This is a genomic window from Kitasatospora sp. NPDC088779 (assembly GCF_040685395.1).
Classification (GTDB): Bacteria; Actinomycetota; Actinomycetes; order Streptomycetales; family Streptomycetaceae; genus Kitasatospora.
On record NZ_JBFBHW010000029.1, the window covers coordinates 1 to 16,684 of the forward strand.

The 16,684-nt window shown below is 73.4% G+C and carries 15 protein-coding genes; 7 read left to right on the plus strand and 8 right to left on the minus strand.

What is annotated here, in order from left to right:
* Positions 1-330 precede the first annotated feature (330 nt).
* From AB0P03_RS24960 to AB0P03_RS24970, 3 genes are all read left to right on the plus strand, one after another.
* Positions 331-780: a hypothetical protein gene (locus tag AB0P03_RS24960; protein WP_363630827.1), complete on the plus strand. Its 450-nt coding sequence runs from the start codon at positions 331-333 to the stop codon at positions 778-780.
* 194 nt (positions 781-974) lie between these two features.
* The gene (locus AB0P03_RS24965) at positions 975-1,451 is read left to right on the plus strand and encodes a hypothetical protein (protein ID WP_363580989.1); all 477 of its coding nucleotides are present in this window, start codon (positions 975-977) and stop codon (positions 1,449-1,451) included.
* A gap of 313 nt (positions 1,452-1,764) precedes the next feature.
* Positions 1,765-1,932 carry a hypothetical protein gene (locus AB0P03_RS24970; protein WP_363580993.1) on the plus strand — a complete coding sequence of 56 codons (168 nt, stop codon included), beginning with the start codon at positions 1,765-1,767 and terminating at the stop codon, positions 1,930-1,932.
* Positions 1,933-2,162: 230 nt separating this feature from the next.
* Here the strand turns inward: AB0P03_RS24970 and AB0P03_RS24975 are convergent, their stop codons facing one another.
* A complete protein-coding gene (locus AB0P03_RS24975) occupies positions 2,163-3,683 on the minus strand; it encodes a hypothetical protein (protein WP_363580995.1) in 1,521 nt (506 codons plus the stop codon).
* 495 nt (positions 3,684-4,178) lie between these two features.
* Positions 4,179-5,792 carry an FAD-dependent oxidoreductase gene (locus AB0P03_RS24980; RefSeq protein ID WP_363630828.1) on the minus strand — a complete coding sequence of 538 codons (1,614 nt, stop codon included), beginning with the start codon at positions 5,790-5,792 and terminating at the stop codon, positions 4,179-4,181.
* A 71-nt stretch (positions 5,793-5,863) separates the two neighbouring features.
* On the opposite strand from AB0P03_RS24980, the gene AB0P03_RS24985 reads away from it, so the two are divergent.
* Positions 5,864-6,520 (plus strand): TetR/AcrR family transcriptional regulator, encoded by a 657-nt coding sequence (locus tag AB0P03_RS24985; RefSeq protein ID WP_363580999.1) that lies wholly within the window; start codon positions 5,864-5,866, stop codon positions 6,518-6,520.
* A gap of 244 nt (positions 6,521-6,764) precedes the next feature.
* On the opposite strand, the gene AB0P03_RS24990 is transcribed toward AB0P03_RS24985, so the two are convergent.
* The 6 genes from AB0P03_RS24990 to AB0P03_RS25015 form a co-directional block, all read right to left on the minus strand.
* On the minus strand, positions 6,765-7,112 hold the full coding sequence (locus AB0P03_RS24990; RefSeq protein ID WP_363581001.1) for a hypothetical protein: 348 nt from the start codon (positions 7,110-7,112) through the stop codon (positions 6,765-6,767).
* Positions 7,113-7,434: 322 nt separating this feature from the next.
* On the minus strand, positions 7,435-8,457 hold the full coding sequence (locus AB0P03_RS24995; protein WP_363630830.1) for an ABC transporter ATP-binding protein: 1,023 nt from the start codon (positions 8,455-8,457) through the stop codon (positions 7,435-7,437).
* Positions 8,454-9,542, minus strand: a complete 1,089-nt coding sequence (locus tag AB0P03_RS25000) for an ABC transporter ATP-binding protein (protein ID WP_363630832.1) — start codon at positions 9,540-9,542, stop codon at positions 8,454-8,456. The genes AB0P03_RS24995 and AB0P03_RS25000 overlap by 4 nt, the downstream gene beginning before the upstream one ends.
* On the minus strand, positions 9,539-10,417 hold the full coding sequence (locus AB0P03_RS25005; protein ID WP_363581007.1) for an ABC transporter permease: 879 nt from the start codon (positions 10,415-10,417) through the stop codon (positions 9,539-9,541). The genes AB0P03_RS25000 and AB0P03_RS25005 overlap by 4 nt, the downstream gene beginning before the upstream one ends.
* Positions 10,404-11,372: an ABC transporter permease gene (locus tag AB0P03_RS25010; protein ID WP_363630834.1), complete on the minus strand. Its 969-nt coding sequence runs from the start codon at positions 11,370-11,372 to the stop codon at positions 10,404-10,406. Before AB0P03_RS25010 ends, AB0P03_RS25005 begins: the two co-directional genes overlap by 14 nt.
* Positions 11,369-12,922: an ABC transporter substrate-binding protein gene (locus AB0P03_RS25015; RefSeq protein WP_363630836.1), complete on the minus strand. Its 1,554-nt coding sequence runs from the start codon at positions 12,920-12,922 to the stop codon at positions 11,369-11,371. Before AB0P03_RS25015 ends, AB0P03_RS25010 begins: the two co-directional genes overlap by 4 nt.
* A 234-nt stretch (positions 12,923-13,156) precedes the next feature.
* Here AB0P03_RS25015 and AB0P03_RS25020 point away from each other — a divergent pair, with 234 nt between their 5' ends.
* From AB0P03_RS25020 to AB0P03_RS25030, 3 genes are all read left to right on the plus strand, one after another.
* Positions 13,157-13,759 (plus strand): TetR family transcriptional regulator, encoded by a 603-nt coding sequence (locus AB0P03_RS25020; protein ID WP_363581013.1) that lies wholly within the window; start codon positions 13,157-13,159, stop codon positions 13,757-13,759.
* A 187-nt stretch (positions 13,760-13,946) separates the two neighbouring features.
* The gene (locus AB0P03_RS25025) at positions 13,947-14,762 is read left to right on the plus strand and encodes a tyrosine-protein phosphatase (protein WP_363581015.1); all 816 of its coding nucleotides are present in this window, start codon (positions 13,947-13,949) and stop codon (positions 14,760-14,762) included.
* Complete coding sequence (locus tag AB0P03_RS25030; RefSeq protein WP_363630838.1) at positions 14,756-16,549, plus strand: glycoside hydrolase family 3 N-terminal domain-containing protein; 1,794 nt, start codon at positions 14,756-14,758, stop codon at positions 16,547-16,549. The genes AB0P03_RS25025 and AB0P03_RS25030 overlap by 7 nt, the downstream gene beginning before the upstream one ends.
* Positions 16,550-16,684: the final 135 nt, after the last annotated feature.

The following is a 16,684-nucleotide window of genomic DNA, read 5'->3' on the forward strand; positions in this document are numbered from 1 at the left end:
TGTCTACTCCGGCGCACACAGATTTTGCGACGCTCTGGGGTGAGGTAACCTTCCGCTGCGCGGCGGCGGCAACCCCCCGAGCCGCCGCCGCGCGCCCGAAGCAGCGAGCCGCACCGCGCGGGGAGGCAGAAGTCGAAGACCTGGTGCCCGTCGGACCGGAGACGGCCCGGAGGGCGGGACGGGAGGCCCTGGTCGAAACGATCACCAAGGCCGTGCCCGGCGGTGACGGCCGGGCCGTCCGTCGGCTACTGGCCCGCTTCGCGGAACTGGCCGCCATCGCCGACCTGTACGCCCTGCGCGACGCCCCCTCGGAAGTTCATTTCGAGCCCGGTGCATGCCGGAGGGGGCGGCGGTGTCGCCGTCCGCCACGACCTCCCCCTCCTCACCGCCGACCGAGCCGGCGCCACGACCGCAGCCCGTTCCCTCGCCGACCGGCTCGCCGCCGCCTACCGCCTCGACCGGGTCGTCTACCGCAACGGCGCCCGCATGCCCGTCCGGGCCTGGGCCGAAGCCGCCCTCGCCGCCCGCTCCGCCGTCGCCCACAACACCGGCACCCTCAACACCGCCCGCGAGTACGGAATCCACCAGGTCGAGGTCTCTGACGGTCACGACTGCGGATGGAACAGCCACCCCGACCCCGACAAGGCCACCCGCACCCTGCGCACAGTCGAGGAAGCCGCCGACTGGCCCATCTCCCACCCGCGGTGCGCGCGGACGTTCGGGTTGAGCCCCGACGCGTCGGACGCGCCGGGCGAGGACAGTGCTGTCACGGCCCCTTGAACGTCCCCTCCCGTGCCGGCTGGGTGGGAACCGCGTGGGGCAAGTCGACTGGGTGATTCGGAAGCCAACCTTGCCTGTTCGATGGCCTGTTCACACCTTTCGGTGCAGCGGGGTCCGGGGCGGGCTGGGACGATCAAGCCGCCGTGCGCACCTGCGCCCGGGCCGTCCGTGAAACGAATTGAGGACCCCTCGCCATGAGCATTCACGACACCGCCCACCCGCAACTGGCCGAGCACTACAGCCGGGCCGCCGAGTCCCACCTCGACCTGATCACAGCCCGGCGGGCTATCGACCCCGACCTGATCGCCGGGCAAGCGGTGATCGTCCCCAAGAAGTTCTCCTACTCCGGGTCCGTGCACTCCTTCTCGGTCCTCGGGGGCGGTTTCTCCGGGGACTTCACCGACGAGAAGGGCGTCGAGTACGAGATCACCGGTGCCGGAGGCGGCCTGAGCGTCGGAGGCGGAGACGTCTGGGGCACCCTGTGGACCAACGGCCACCTGTCCGACTACGCGGGCTGGACCACCCGCTTCGAGGCGACCACCACCGCGGCCATGTTCAACATCAACCTGTGGGGCCTGGACGGCGAGTACATCGGTTCGTTTGTCGGTGGCGGAGCGGAGATGGGCGTCGGCGCCATGGGCGGACAGGGGAAGATCGACATCAAGCACTGACAACCACCACCTCTGGCCGCGCTGCCATCGTGCAGCGGCAGTGCAGGGTGATCGTCTACGCGGTCGGCAAGTAGCACGGGCGCGGTCCCCGGATTCCACCGACTTCTGGAGGCCGCCGGGCTGTCAATGCCTCTCGTTCACGCCGAGGAGCGGGCCATCGCCCGGCGGAGCGCGAGAGCGATCGGGCTCTCCGAGGGACGGTCGCCGTCAGTCCGCACAGACCGGCTGCCAGCCAGTTGCCTCCGGTAGGCGTCATCAGGTGGCGGACGGCTCGTTGGTCCAGGTGCTTGACGCCCCGAAGAAGGAGAACCCCATGCCCGAGCCCGAAGAGTACGTCGACGAGCAGCCCGAACTGGTCGTCCACAGGGTCGCAGACCCGCAGGACGACGGCTCCGACCCCATTGCGGATACCGCCGACCAGGCACTCGGAACGCAGGCACGGACGCGCGCCGGCGGCTTGATGGACCAGGGCCAGATGTAGCAGAGGCCCGGGCGGGTGGGGCTGCCTTACGGCAGCCCCACCCGCCCCCAGTGGTGGAGGACTGCGTCGGCGGGCGAATCCACCGCGCGTTGGCGCAGAGCGCCGGGTGCAAATGGCGGCTCGCACGGGCGTGACCGGCAGGTCGGGCTGCGGGTAGCTGTGCCGGATCCGCCTCGCGGGCGGATGCACTGCTGCGAGGCGGATCCGGTCCGGGTGCTGCTTCTGCGGGGTTAGGGGTTCTCGACCTCGACGGCGTAGAGGCCGCGGAGGCGGCCGTCGCCGGCGTCGGACTGGGAGGGGTAGAGGATCTGGACGTCGACGGGCAGCGGGGTGCCGGGGTCGATGGTGTGGGAGCCGTCGTTGGGGGACCCAAGGACGACCGTTCCCTCCAGGCCGTCCTTGATGACCCGGTACCACTGGGTCTGCTGGGGGTTGACGCGGGTGCGCGCGGGGACGTCGAAGGCGATCTCCCAGGCTGTCACGCGGTGTTCGTTGGCGGCCAGGGTGAGGTTGTAGCTGACGAGCCAACCCTTGGCGTCCTCGGGCCAGGTCTGGTCCCACTGCCCGGCGATCTTCTGGCCGACGGTGATCAGCGGCAGTTCGGCAGTGGTGGTGACCTGGCCGGACTGCTGGGCCGCGGTATTGGCGCGGGTGGCGGAGGTGATCCGGCTCGTGGCGGTGAAGTCGCCTTCGTGGTGAGGGTCGACGGTGCCCCTCAAGGTGATCACCGCCTTGCTGCCCTTGGGCAGGCTGAGCGGCTGGTGGAGTTCGCCGTCGGTAGCGGTTCCCGGGCCGCACACCGCGCCGTTCTCCCCGCGGCATGTCACCTCCACGTCGAGCAACTGGACGGGGACGTCGCCGCGCACGACGGCGTCGGGGGCGTCGTTGGGCCCGTGGTTCTGGACGCCGATGGTGTAGGAGATCCGATGGCCGGCCTTGGCGGTCAGCGGGCCGCTCATCTCCAGCGGCATGGCGACGGGCAGGGCGACGGTGAGGTTGCGGATGCGGTGGGCGGCGGTGGCCCCGCCGGTGCCGGCGCCGAACCCGAGCTTGAACGTCGCGGGCATCTGCACCTGGCCCGGGCCGGCGGCCAGGTCGAGATTGTCGATCAGCACCGCGCCGTTGGGGTCCGAGGTGCTGGAGCGCCGCACCGTCAGGCGCCCGCCGATGACGGTCACCTGCAGATGGGCCCCCACCCCCCAGCCGCCCCGGAACCCACCCGGCACCTCGACACCGGCCAGCCAGGCGAAGCCCGTGAGCAGGTCCCCGGAGCCGCGCACACCCACAGTGTCGGGGCTGCGGCCGGGACCGCCGGGGCCGCATGAGGGGGCGGCGAAGTTCCCGAAGTTGTCGAAGCCGACGCCCACATAGCCGGCAGTGACGCCGGGAAGGTTGACCGAGCCGTCCTTGATGTAGGAGTAGCCCAGCGCCCCGCCGCGGGCCCCGGGCTGCGTGGTACGGCTCCCGTCGATCAGGTAGAGGCTGAACCCGTCCCCGAGACCCTGGGCCCCGCCGCCCTCACAGGAGTAGTCGAAGTCGATGCTCACCCCGAGCGAGGAGGAGAACGGTTGGTCCAGGAACGCCGTACCCGCCTTCGAGGGGGTGTTCGGCGTCAGCTCCAGGGCGCCCTCGTTCAGCCGCGCGCTACCCAGCAACTGCCAGTGCTCATTCTCCGGGGCTGTGCCGGTGAACGACTCGGTGATGGGGAACTGCACCTGCTGCTGCGCGGCGTCGGGCGTCTGACCCGTCATGGAAGCTCCTCTTCGCTGGACCGGCACCTTCTCGCGGCCCGCAGTGGACGCGAACCGCAGGGACCGTGACGGCCCCGGCGCTGACCATGCCCAAACCCCCGACATCGTACGCCTGGAGGCCTACACAAAGTGACGATAGATCACCTGTGAGTGTCGCGCGGATGTGCGGGGGCCGGGGGGGAGAGATGGGAGCGCCGCGTCTGCGATGCGGCCGTGTGGGAAGTGGGGTGCGGTGGTGTCCGCCGTTGGTGTGCCGGAGGCCGCTGGGCGCGGTGCGACCGGCCTGGCGGCCCTCGGGGTGGGCGGGGCGGTGGTGGTCACGTGCGGGTGATGGTGAAGGGGATGTGCTTGCGGAGGTCCTGGACGAAGACCTTTCCTTCCAGGACTGCGTCACCGACGGCAGCCACCAGCAGCAGGCCGCCGAACTCGACCGGGCGATCGACACCCTGACCCGGCGCTCGCCCTGGCAGCCGCCGTCCTGCGCCGGCCCTGAGCTCAGTCCTGAGCTGCGCCGAGCCACCTGTCGAGCGCCTCGCCGAGCCCGTCCGGGGCCTCACCGCTGTCGCCCGCCCAGGCGACGAAGCCGTCCGGGCGGACCAGCAGGGCGGCCGGCGTGGGCTGTTCGGGGCAGGGGGAAGTCACGATCCGCAACCGGTCGCGGTGGCCGTCGGCGCGGGCGCGCAGCTCGGGGTCGTCGGTGAGGTCCAGCAGCAGCGCGCGGCCGTCGTGCAGGTGGTCGGCCAGTTTGCTGCCGTCGGCGAGTGCGAGGTCCGGTGCGCTGCGGCCCACCAGCGGGTGTTCGCCGGGCAGGTCGTAGCGCTGCCACACGCCGGAGAGCTGCTTGACGAAGTAGGTCGTCCCGGCCGCGGTGTCGGCCAGCTGGGCGACGACGTTGCGCAGCGCGCCGCTGCCCGGCTCGGGCCGCATCAGCGCGACCTGCGCCCTCGTCCAGTCCAGGACCCAGGCGCCGATCGGGTGCCGCTCGGCGGTGTAGCTGTCCAGCAGGCCCTCCGGCGCCCAGCCCTGCACGGTGGCGGCGAGCTTCCAGCCGAGGTTGATCGCGTCGCCGATGCCGAGGTTGAGCCCCTGGCCGCCGAACGGGGAGTGCACGTGCGCCGCGTCGCCGGCCAGCAGCACCCGGCCCGCGCGGTAGGTGCTCGCCTGGCGGGCGTTGTCCGTGAAGCGGGTCGCGCTGTGCACCTTGGTGATCGTCACGTCCACGCCGCTGACGTTGCGCAGGCTGGCCTGCAACTCCTCGGTGGTGACCGGCGACTGGCGGTCCGCGGGCGGACCGTCGAACTCCACGGTGAGGATCCGGCCCGGCACCGGCCCGTGCACGTACGTCCCGACCGAGGTCCGGTTCCAGCCGGCGCCCAGGGCCTCGGAGCCGGTCATCTCCACTATCGCCTGGTGGCCGGTGATCTCCGGGGCCGTGCCGGGGAAGTCGAACCCGGCGAGCCGGCGCACCGTGCTGCGGCCGCCGTCGCACCCGACCAGCCAGCCGGTTCGGATCGGCGCACCGCCGTCGGTGTGCACGGTCACCCCGTGCTCGTCGGTGTCGAAGCCGGTCAACTCCACGCCCCGGCGCAGCTCGACGCCCAGCTCGGCCGCTCGCTCGCCGAGCACGTGCTCCAGGGCGGCCTGCGGGACGAGGGCGGCCTTGTCGACGGGGCCGCGGTCGGCGAAGTCGGGGTCGTCGGCGGGGTCGAAGCGGTCGAAGCTCAGCATGATTCCGGCGAAGTGCCCGGCGATCCGCTGCGGCGCCCGCGTGGGCACTGCGCTGTCGGCGGGCACTTCGCCGTTGGTGGGCGGCCCGCCCGGGCGGCGCTGCCGGGTGAACTGGGCGAACTTCTCCATTGCCTGCGCGTGGATCTCTTCGAGCGCCGGGAGCAGCCCGCGCCGGTAGAAGGCCTCCACGCTGGGCGTGTTGATGGCGCCCGCCTTGACCGTCTGGTCCACCTCGGTGAGTCGTTCGATGACCAGCACCGAGGTTCCGGCGAGCCGGATCTCGCAGGCCAGCATCAGCCCGACCGGCCCGCCGCCCGCCACCACCACGTCGTAGTCCGTGCCTGCGTCCGTGCCTACGTCGGTGCCTGCGTCTGTGCTCATGTCCGTGTTCATGTCCGTGTTCATGACTTCACTGTAGTCACTAAAAATCTGTGGTGGGTATAATTTCGGTCATGGATGTAGCCAGGACCCCAGACGCCGGCGACGAACCGCAGTCCCGGAACCTCACGATGCGTCAGCGCAAGAAGGTGCAGACCCGGCAGCGGATCTCCGGCGTGGCCACCACCCTGTTCCTGGCGCGCGGGTTCGACCAGGTCACCGTCGCCGAGGTGGCCGAGGCGGCGGAGGTCTCGACCATGACGGTCTTCAACTACTTCCCGCGCAAGGAGGACCTCTTCCTGGACCGGATCCCGGAGGCTGTCGAGCTGTTCACGAGCGCGGTGCGCGACCGCCCGGCCGCCGAGTCCCCACTCGCCGCGCTGCATCGCCTGATTCTCGAACTCATCGACGAGGGCTACCCGTTGGCGGCTCTGCGGGATCGCTTCACGGCCTTCTGGCAGGTCGTGGTGGACTCCCCGTCGCTGCGGGCGCGGGCCCGCGAAGGCGTCGAGGAGCTGGAGGGCGCGCTGGCCGGGGTGATCGCGCAGACCTCGCCGGACCCGCAGCCCCGGCTGACCGCCGCGCTCGCCGTCGCCGCCTATCGCACCGGCTGCCTCACCTCTGCGGGCCGGATGCTGGCGGGGGAGAGTGCGGCGGCGGTCGACCCCGATCATCGCGCCCTGCTGGACGCGGCCTTCGGTGCGCTCAGGCGGGCGCTGCCGCTGTCGTAGCGCCATCGCGGTCGTAGCGCCGCCGTGGGCGCGAACGCGAACGGCGAACGGCGGGCGGCCGACAGGCCGAAGTGGCCTGCGGTCGCCCGCCGTTCAAAATCCCCGCGACTACTCGACGACGAGCGAGACCGGGATGGCCCCGGGTGGGTTTCGCGGGCGCCTTGGCCGGACCCCCAATAGCCGCTGGCCGGGTCGCCCGTCCTTCGGCCACCTGGGATCGGTGTGGCTGCGATCGGGTCTGCGGTCAGCTCTCGACCATGAAGGAGCGCGGGTGCGAGTTGAACCTGACCGAACGGCCGGCCGACACGCTGAACAGCGACCCGCCGGTGCAGTCCTCGCCCCAGTAGAAGCGGACCGTGCTGTCCGTCGCGTTGTTCACGCCTGACAGGGGCCCCTGTGCCTCCCTCGGTACGTCGTAGCAGCCGGGGGCCGGGTCGAGGTACGGCACGCCCGGGCCGCTGCCCGACCCGCCGGGGAAGATCACGTTGTAGAACGTCAGGGTGCCCGTGGCGGCCTGGGCGGACGTGGGGACGGCCACGGCCAGCGTCCCTGCGGCGATGAGGGTACCGATCGTCGTGACGAGGCGTCGCATGATGGGACCTCCGGTACGCCGGGTCGCCAGGTGCGACCCGTGATCGCAACCAACGGTAAGGCTGCGTACGCGAATCGTCACCGGCGTGAAGGGGCGCGAACGGCGCGCGAGGGCCGTGCCCCTGCCAGGTGAAAGCCCGACGGGGGCGCCGTCCCGTCGGGCCTCCGTGGTGCCGATGACCTGCGGGTGCTCCGAGTCGGGCACTGCGCTTGAACCCTTCCCGTCGCCGCCGTGGCGCCCGCCCGTCCGCGGCCGGAACGGGAAGGGCCCCTGGGGTGGGAGTGGGGCTCCCGGCCCGGGGGCCCGTGGTGCGTCCGGCTGGTCAGGACGCTGTGGCAGCGCCGATCAGTGGTCGGTGGCAGGCCACCGCGCGGCCTGGTGCCACCTCCCGCAGCTGCGGTTCCTCGGTGGCGCAGCGGGTGTCGGCCAGGGGGCAGCGGGTGCGGAAGCGGCAGCCGCTGGGCGGGGCGAGGGGGGAGGGCGGGTCGGTGGGGAGGAGGCCGGTGTCGCGCAGCGGGCGGCCGGGTTCGGGGACGGCGGCGAGCAGGGCGGCGGTGTAGGGGTGGGCCGGGGCGGCGAGGACGGCCTCGGTGGGGCCGCGTTCGCAGATGCGGCCGAGTTGGAGCACAGCCACCTCGTCGCTCACCGCGCGGACCACGCCGAGGTCGTGGGAGATGAAGAGGCCGGCCAGTCCGCGTTCCTCGGTGAGCCCGCGCAGCAGGTTGAGCACGGTGGCCTGGGCCGAGACGTCGAGGGCGGAGACCGCCTCGTCGGCGATCAGGACGCGCGGTCCGGCGGCCAGGGCCCGGGCGATGGCGACCCGTTGGGCCTGCCCGCCGGAGAGCTGGTGGGGGCGGCGGTCGCCGAACAGGGCGGGCGGGAGGCCGACGGCCGACAGCTGCTCGGTGACGACCTGCTCGCGGTCGCGGGCCGGGTCGGGGTGGGCGTCGAGGGGTTCGGCGACCAGGTCGCGGACCCGGCGGTGCGGGTTGAGGGAGGAGAGCGGGTCCTGGAACACCAGCTGGAGGCGGGGCCGGACGGCCCGCAGGGCGCGCGGGGAGAGGGTGGCGAGGTCGGTGCCGTCGAGGGTGACGGTGCCGGTGGTGGGTGGGGGCAGCCGCAGCAGGGCCTTGGCGATGCTGCTCTTGCCGGAGCCGGACTCGCCGACCAGGGCGAGGGTGCGGCGCGGGTGGAGGGCCAGGTCGACGCCGCTGACGGCGTGCAGCGGGCCGGAGCGGGTGCGGTGGACGACGCTGAGGCCGGTGGCCTCCAGGACGGCCGTTCCGGGAGCGGCGGCGCCGGGAGCGACGGCTTCGGGGGCAGCGGCGTCGGGGGCGGTGGTCATGCCGCGGGCTCCAGTTCGTCGGGTGAGGGCGAGGGCGAGGGCGACGGCGCGTCAGGCGGCGCGGTGAGCGGGAAGTGGCAGGCGGCGGTATGGCCGTCCGCCGCGGTGTGGGTGGGCGGCGCGGTCGTGGTGCACAGGTCCGTCGCCAGTTCGCAGCGCGGGGCGAAGGGGCAGCCGGGGGTGGGCCGGGTGAGGTCGGGCGGCGAGCCGGGGATCGCGGGCAGGGTGCGGCGCAGCGGGCCGGTGACCCGGGGTACGGAGCGCAGCAGGGCCGCGGTGTAGGGGTGCCGGGGGTGGCGGGTGACGGCCTCGGTGGGGCCGGTCTCCACGATCCGGCCGCCGTACATGACGGCGATCCGGCGGGCCCGCCCGTACAGCAGGCCGATGTCGTGGGTGATCAGCAGGGTGGCGAGGCCGCGGCTGCGCCGGTGCTGGTCGAGCAGGTCCAGGACGGTGCGCTGGACGGTGACGTCGAGGGCGGTGGTGGGTTCGTCGGCGAGCAGCAGGGCGGGTTCGCCGGCCAGGGCGGCGGCGATGCCGACGCGCTGGCGCAGGCCGCCGGAGAGCTCGTGCGGGTGGGCGCGGGCCCGCCGGGCGGGGTCGGGGACGTCGACGGCGGCGAGCAACTCGGTGGCGGTGCGCAGCCGTTCGCGCCGGGAGAGCCGGCGCCGGTTGGTGAGGGACTCGGTGACCTGGTCGGCGATCCGGACCACCGGGTTGAGCGAGGTCATCGGGTCCTGGTGGACCATGGCGATGCCGGTGCCGAGCAGTTCGGCGCGGCGGGTGCGGGAGGCGGCGAGCAGGTCCTCGCCGTTCAGCCGGATCTCGCCGGTGGCGACGGCCCTGGTGGTGCGGGACTCGACGCCGAGGACGGCGCGGGCGAGCACGGACTTGCCGGAGCCGGACTCGCCGACCACGCCGAGGCACTCGCCGGCCGCGATGGTGAGGCTGACGCCGTGCAGGACGTGCAGGGCACGGCCGTCGGGGGTGTGCAGGACGGTGTCCAGCGAGCGGACGTCGAGCACCGGGACGTCGAGGGCGGGGACGTCCAGGGCGGGTTCGTCGAGGTCGGGGGCGGAGGTCATCCGCGCGCTCCCTTCGGGCCGGCGGGACCACCCGAACGCAGGTGCTCCCCGAGGTAGTTGAGGGCGAGGACGGTCAGGCAGAGCACGGCCGCGGGCGCCAGCGAGATCCACGGCGCGCTGCCGAGGGCCGTGCGCCCCTCGGCGATGATGCCGCCCCAGGAGGGCTCCGGCGGGCGCAGCCCGAAGCCGAGGAAGCTGAGCGAGCCCTCGGCGACGATGGCGACGGTGGTGGCGGTGAAGGCGAAGGTGAGGGCGGCCGGCGCGACGTGCGGGACGATCTCGCGGCGCAGGACGCGCAGCGGGGCGGTGCCGAGCATGCGGGCGGCCTGGACGAAGCCGCGTTCGCTGAGCGAGAGCACGACGGCGCGCACCACCCGGGTGAAGTGCGGGACGGTGAACAGCCCGATCAGCGTGCCGATCACGGTGAGGCTGGGGCCGCGCAGCGAGACCGCGATCATCACCAGGATCAGGCTGGGCACGGACATCAGCAGGTCGGTCGCGAAGCCGATCGCCTTGTCGAGCGGGCCGCGGAACCAGCCGGCGGCGAGGCCGAGCGTTCCGCCGCCGAGTAGGCCGACCAGGATGGTGAGGGCGGCGACGGTGAAGGAGGCGCGGGCGCCGGCGACGGTGCGTTGCAGGACGTCCCGTCCGGCGCTGTCGGTGCCCAGCCAGTGGCCGGGGCCGGGGGCGGCGGCGGGGTGGGCGAAGTCGCCGTGCAGCGGGTCGAAGCCGGGCAGCAGGGGCAGCAGCAGGGCGGCGAGGGCGACGACGGCCAGCCAGGCCCCGGCGGCGAGCACGCCGGCGGGGGGCCGGCGGCGGGCGGTGCGCGCCGCGACCGTCTCGACGGTCACGACTGGGGTCTCAGCGGTGCTCATGGGCGATCCTCGGGTCGATCGTGCGGTACAGCAGGTCGACCGCGAAGGTGGCCGCGACCACGCCGACGGCGCTGACCACCACCACGGCCTGGACGACGGGGAAGTCCCGGCCGGAGATGGCCCCGGCGGCCAGGCTGCCGACGCCGGGCACCGCGAACAGCGACTCGACCAGCACCGAGCCGCCCAGCGAGGTGCCGATGCCGATGCCGACCAGGGTGACCAGCGGCAGGCTGGACGGTCGCAGGGCGCGGCGCAGCAGCAGCCGGGTGGTGCCCATGCCGCGGCTGCGGGCGGCGGCGATGTACGGCTGGTCGAGGGTGTCGAGCAGTTGTCCGCGCAGGGTGCGGGTGAACACGGCGGCCTCGGTGAGGCCGAGGGTGAGGGCGGGCAGCACCAGGTGGCGCAGGTTCTCGGCCGGGTCCTCGGTGAACGGGGTCCAGCCGGTGGCGGGCAGGATGCGCAGTTGGACGGCGGCGAGCCAGATGAGCAGCAGGCCGAGGGCGAAGCCGGGGACGGCGAGCCAGCCGAAGGTGCCGGCGGTGGCGATCCGGTCGAAGGTGCCGCCGGGCCGCCAGGCGGAGAGCAGGGCGACGGGCACGGCCAGGGCGAGCGCCACCAGCTGGGCGGCGAGGAAGAGTTCGAGGGTGACGGGGATGCGGTCGGCGAGTTCGGTGGTGACGGCGGCTCCGGTGGACAGCGAGTGGCCGAGGTCGCCGTGCAGGGCGTCGGCGATCCACTGCCAGGTGGCGGCGAACAGATTGCGGTCCAGGCCGAGCCCGGCCTCGTAGGCGGAGATCTGTTCGGGGGTGGCGGTGGGGCCGAGGGCGGCGACGGCGGGGGAGCCCGGCATCAGGTGGGGCAGGTACAGGGCGGCGACGGTGACCAGCAGCAGCACGGCCGCGGCGCGGCCGAGCCGCCCGCCGTGGCGCAGCGCGGTGCTGGTGCGGGGGGTCACCGCTTCACCCACAGGGGGGCGGGGGAGACGTTGAGGACGGTGCGCTTGGACAGGTCGGGCAGTCCGCCGACCTTGGCGCCGGCGAGGAAGCCGACGGTGTTCTCGGTGAGGAAGGCCATCGGCACCTCGCCGACGACCCGCCGGGCGGCCTGCTGGTAGGCGGCCGCACGCTTGGCGGGGTCGGTCGAGGCGCGGCCCTCGGCGATCGCCTTCGAGGTCTCCGGGTCGGACCAACTCATGAAGTTGTAGGGCGAGTTGGACAGGTAGAGATTGGTGAGCGCGGTGTCGGTGTCGCCGAACATGCTGGTGGGGAAGTCGATCACCTGGAACTTGCGCTGGAGCATCGCGGTGCCCAGGCCCGCGGCGTCGAGAGGCTTGATGGTCACCTTGATCCCGGCCTCACCGAGCATCTGCTGGATCACGGTGGCGCGCTGCTGGCCCTCGGGGCGGCTGTCGACGAGGTAGTCGAAGGCGAGGTCGGGGTGGCCGGACTCGGCGAGCAGGTCCCGGGCCTTGGCCGGGTCGTGGGCCGGGTACCCGGCGGCGGTGCGGTACGGGGAGCGGGAGCCGATCGGGCCGTCCGAGACCTTGCCCTGGTCGAGGGAGACGACCTTCTCCAGGGCCTCGCGGTCGATCGCGTACTGCACGGCCCGGCGGACCCGCACGTCGTCGAAGGGCGTCGACGCGGTGTTGAAGACCATGGTGGTGGTGCCGCCGGGCCCGGTGGCGCTGCGCAGCCCGTCGGCGGCGGCCTGCTTGAGCTGGCCGGGCGTCTCGGTCCAGATCAGGTCGGTGTCGCCGGAGCGCAGCGACTGGTAGCGGCTGTCGGTGTCGGTGAGCACCCGGTAGACGAGCTTGTCGGCGTGGCCCTTGGCGCCCCAGTACGCGGGGTTGCGGGTGAGGGTGACGGAGACTCCGGGTTGCACGCTCTCCACGGTGTACGGGCCGGAGCCGACGGCGGGGGAGTCGCCGGCCGGGGCCTCGGAGACGTAGCCGAGGGAGCGGGTGAATATGTTCGGGAAGGCGGCGTCGGGCGCCTTGAGGGTGAAGGTGAGGGTGGTCGGGCCGGAGACGGTGGTGGCGCCGATGGTGGCTGCGTCGATGGCGCAGGCGCACTTGCTCTCCGGCTTGGCGAGCCGGGTGACGTGGTCGGCGACGGCCTGGGCGTCCAGCGGCTTGCCGTCGCCGAACTTCACGCCCTCGTGCAGGTCGAGGGTCCAGACCGTGGCGTCCGCGTTGGGGGTGAAGGACTTGGCGAGGTAGGGCTGGACGGCGCCGTTGTCGCCGTTGACCATCAGCGGGTCGTACAGGGCGTTGGCGAGGACCATCATCGGCATCGAGGTCAGGGTGCCGTCGGCCGGGTCGAGCTTGGCGAACGGCCGGTCCAGGCCGATCTTGAGCGTGCCGCCGTCCACGGCAGGCCCGTCGTTCGCCGCGCCGGTGTTCCCGGCGCCGGAGCCGGAGACCGCGTCGTCGGAGGCGGAGCAGGCGGTGAGGGTGAGCGCGGCCGTGCAGGCCGCCGCTACCAGGAGGTGGGTGTGCCGCTTCATGGTTCCTCGGTTCGGGGGAGTGGGGGCGGCCTGGGGGAGTGCGACCGCCGACGCCCCACACCATTCCGGAAGTGGCAGTACTGCCAAAAGGCAGTTGTGCAAATTTCAGATGACGGAACCCGGAAGAGTCGGCGCTCGCCTTGAGCGAGCACGGTCGGACGTGATTCGGTACTGACAGCCGCCCCCTCGGCGGCCCCATCCACACTCAACTCACCGAGAGGAAACGGAAGAACCATGCAGGGGACGGACACCGCGGCGGAGCAGGGCATGCGCGACCGCAAGAAGGCGCGCACCCGCGACACCATCCGCACCGCGGCGCTCGACCTCTTCGAGGAGCAGGGGTTCGAGCGCACCACCGTGGACCAGATCTGCCGCCGCGCCGACATCGCCCACCGCACGTTCTTCCGCTACTACCCGGCCAAGGAGGCTCTGCTGTTCGGCTGGGACTTCGGCCAGGCCATCCTCGACGCCTTCGCCGCCGCCCCCGCCGAACTCCCGCTCTGGGCCGCGCTCGACCACGCGCTGACCGCCACCGGCGGCCGGCTGGAAGAGCCCGTCGAGCACACCGAGCGCCGCCGCCGGCTGCGCCGGAGCCTGATCGAGGTGCAGGGTTCCGTGCACAACTACGCCGTGGTCGTGATCGACAGCTTCACCGAACGCACCGTCACCATCGCGGCCGAGCGGCTCGGCGTGGACCCGGCCACCGACCTGCGTCCGACCGCGCTCGGCGCGCAGTTCGGCGGCATGGTGCGCCACCACGTCCTGATCGCGTCCGAGACCGGCACGGTGGCCGACTGGCACAAGGCCTACCGGGACGTGCTCGACACCACCGGCTGACCCGAGCCGACACCCCTACACCCCGTCACCCCGTCACCCCTACACCCCGTCACCACTGGGCGATGCCGCCGGCCGTCCGGACGGCACCGCGCGCCCTTTCGCCGCCGGCCCTGCCCTTTCTCTCCCCCTCGTGCGGCCCGCCGCACACCTTCACCACCTGCTTCGCACTTCCTGAAAGGCCCCCCGCATGTCCCTGGTCAACTTCCGCGACCCCGCAGCGCTCGCCGACCCCGCGAGCCGGTGGATCCGCCCCGGCACCCTGTTCCGCTCCGCCCAGCCCTTCCCCGCCGCCGACGAGGCCGTCGTCGCCCAGCTGCGCGAGCACGGCATCACCACCATCGTCGACCTCCGGGGCGAGTCCGAGAGCCGCCCCGAGGACTGGGCCGCCGCCGAGGCCGCCGGCATCGCCGTCGTCCTCGCCCGGATCGAGCCGACCAACGACGAACTGGCGCAGGCCATGCGGGCCATGACCACCGCCGAGGACCTCGGCGCCTTCTACCTGCTGATGGCCGAGTCCGCGCCGCAGGGGCTGGCCGCCGCCGCCGAGGCCACCGTCCGCCCGGGCGGCGTGCTGGTGCACTGCGCGGCCGGCAAGGACCGCACCGGGCTGCTCACCGCGCTGCTGCTGGAGCTGCTCGGGGTGCCCGCCGAGGAGATCGTCGCCGACTACGCCCGCACCAACGAGGCGATCGAGCAGATCTGGGCCGGCCTCGCCGACCGCAACCGCGCCGCCCTCAACGAGGTCGAGGCCGGCCGGCTGGTCGTCCCCGCCCCGCTGCTGGAGGCGCCCGCCGGGGCGATGAGCACCTTCCTCGACCTGGTCCGCGCCAAGCACGGCGGCGCCGAGGGCTTCCTGACCGCCTGCGGGGTCACCGCCGAGACCCTGGACGGCTTCCGCGCCAAGGCCGCCGCCCGCGCCGCCGCCAGCACCGAGGCCGGTACCGCCGCCAGCACCGAGGCCCGTACCGCCGCGTCGAACACCGCCGAGGTGACGGCATGCTGACCCTGCTGCGGCACACCGACGGCACGCCCTTCCGCGACCTCAACCACAACGGCACCATGGAGCCCTACGAGGACCCGCGGCTGCCCGTCGAGGAGCGGGTCGAGGACCTCCTCACCCGGATGACCTTGCAGGAGAAGGCCGCGCTGATGCTGCACGGCCGGATGCTCCCCGGCGACCAGGGCCCGTTCCCCTCCGGCGCCCGCCTGATCACCGAGCGCGGCCTCACCCACTTCGCCATGATGGCCGTCCCCGACCCGCGCGCGATGGCCGAGTGGAACAACCACGTCCAGGACCTCGCCGCGGTCGGCCGGCTGGGCATCCCCGTCACCCTCTCCTCCGACCCCCGGCACGGCTTCACCGCCAACCCGGCCACCGCCCACACCGGTGGCGGCTTCAGCACCGGCCCCGAGCCGATCGGACTCGCCGCCACCGACGACCCCGACCTGGTGCGGCGCTACGCCGACCTGATCCGCCGCGAGCTGTGCGCCGTCGGCATCCGGGTCGCCATCCACCCGATGGCCGACCTCGCCACCGAGCCCCGCTGGGCCCGGATCAGCGGCACCTTCGGGGAGGACCCGGAGCGCGCCTCGCGGATGATCACCGCCTACATCGAGGGTCTCCAGGGCGGGCCGATCGGCCCGGACAGCGTCGCCTGCATGACCAAGCACTTCCCCGGCGGCGGCCCGCAGGCCGCCGGCGAGGACTCCCACTTCGCCGCCGGCCGCCGACTGGTCTACCCCGGCGGCGAGTTCGAGACCCACCTGCGCCCCTTCGAGGCCGCCTTCGCCGCGGGCACCGCGCAGATCATGCCCGCCTACGCGATCCCCTCCGGCAGCGGCCTCGCCGAGGTCGGCGCCAACTTCAACCGGGACGTCATCACCGGCCTGCTGCGCGGGCGCTACGGCTTCGACGGCGTGGTCTGCACCGACTTCAACGCCATCACCGGCATGGACGTCCCCGGAGTGGTCACGCTGCCCCCGCGGCACTGGGGCGTCGAGGAGCTGTCCGTCGCCGAGCAGGTCGTGCTCACCCTGGACGCGGGCGCCGACCAGCTCGGCGGCGAGACGGACCCGGAGCTGATCCTGGCCGCCGTCCGTTCCGGCGCCGTCACCGAGGCCCGGCTCGACGAGTCGGTCCGCCGCATCCTGCGCGACAAGTTCCGCCTCGGCCTCTTCGCCGACCCGTACGTCGACCCGGAGGCCGCCGCCGACCTGGTCGGCACCCCGGAGGGCCGGGCGCTCGGCCGCGAGGTCCAGCGCCGCTCGGTGGTCCACCTGGCCGGCGAGCCGCGCACCGCCACCCGGCTGTACGTCGAGGGCGTCGACCCCGCCGTCGCCGCCGGGTACGGCACCCTCGTCGAGGAGCCGGAGCGGGCCGAGCTGGCCGTGATCCGCCTCGCCACCCCGTACGAGCGGCGCGAAGGGCTGCTGGAGCAGCACTTCCACAGCGGCTCGCTGGAGTTCGAGTCGGCCGAGGTCGACCGCCTCACCGCGCTGGCCGCCACCGTGCCCACGGTGTTCGCCGCCCAGCTGGAGCGGCCCGCCGTGCTCACCCCGCTCGCCCCGCACGCGGTGCTGCTGATCGGCGAGTTCGGCGCCGCGGACGAGGTCGTGCTGGACGCCGCGCTCGGCCGGGCTCCGATGACCGCGACGCTCCCGTTCGACCTCCCCCGCTCGGACGCCGCCGTCGCCTCCTCCCGCGAGGACGTGCCCTTCGACACCCGCGCCCCGCTCTTCCGGCACGGGCATCGGGCCACCGGGGAGAACCGGGCCGCCGGGAAGGGCTGAGGCATCCGGGGTCGGGGCCTGCCACGGACCAGCGGACCGGTGGCAGGCCCCGGCGCGGGCGGAGCCGAGCCGCTGATCAGACCGGATGAATTACCGGCGCTCTCGCCCGTCCGTCGGTGTGTGCGGCCGACCGAT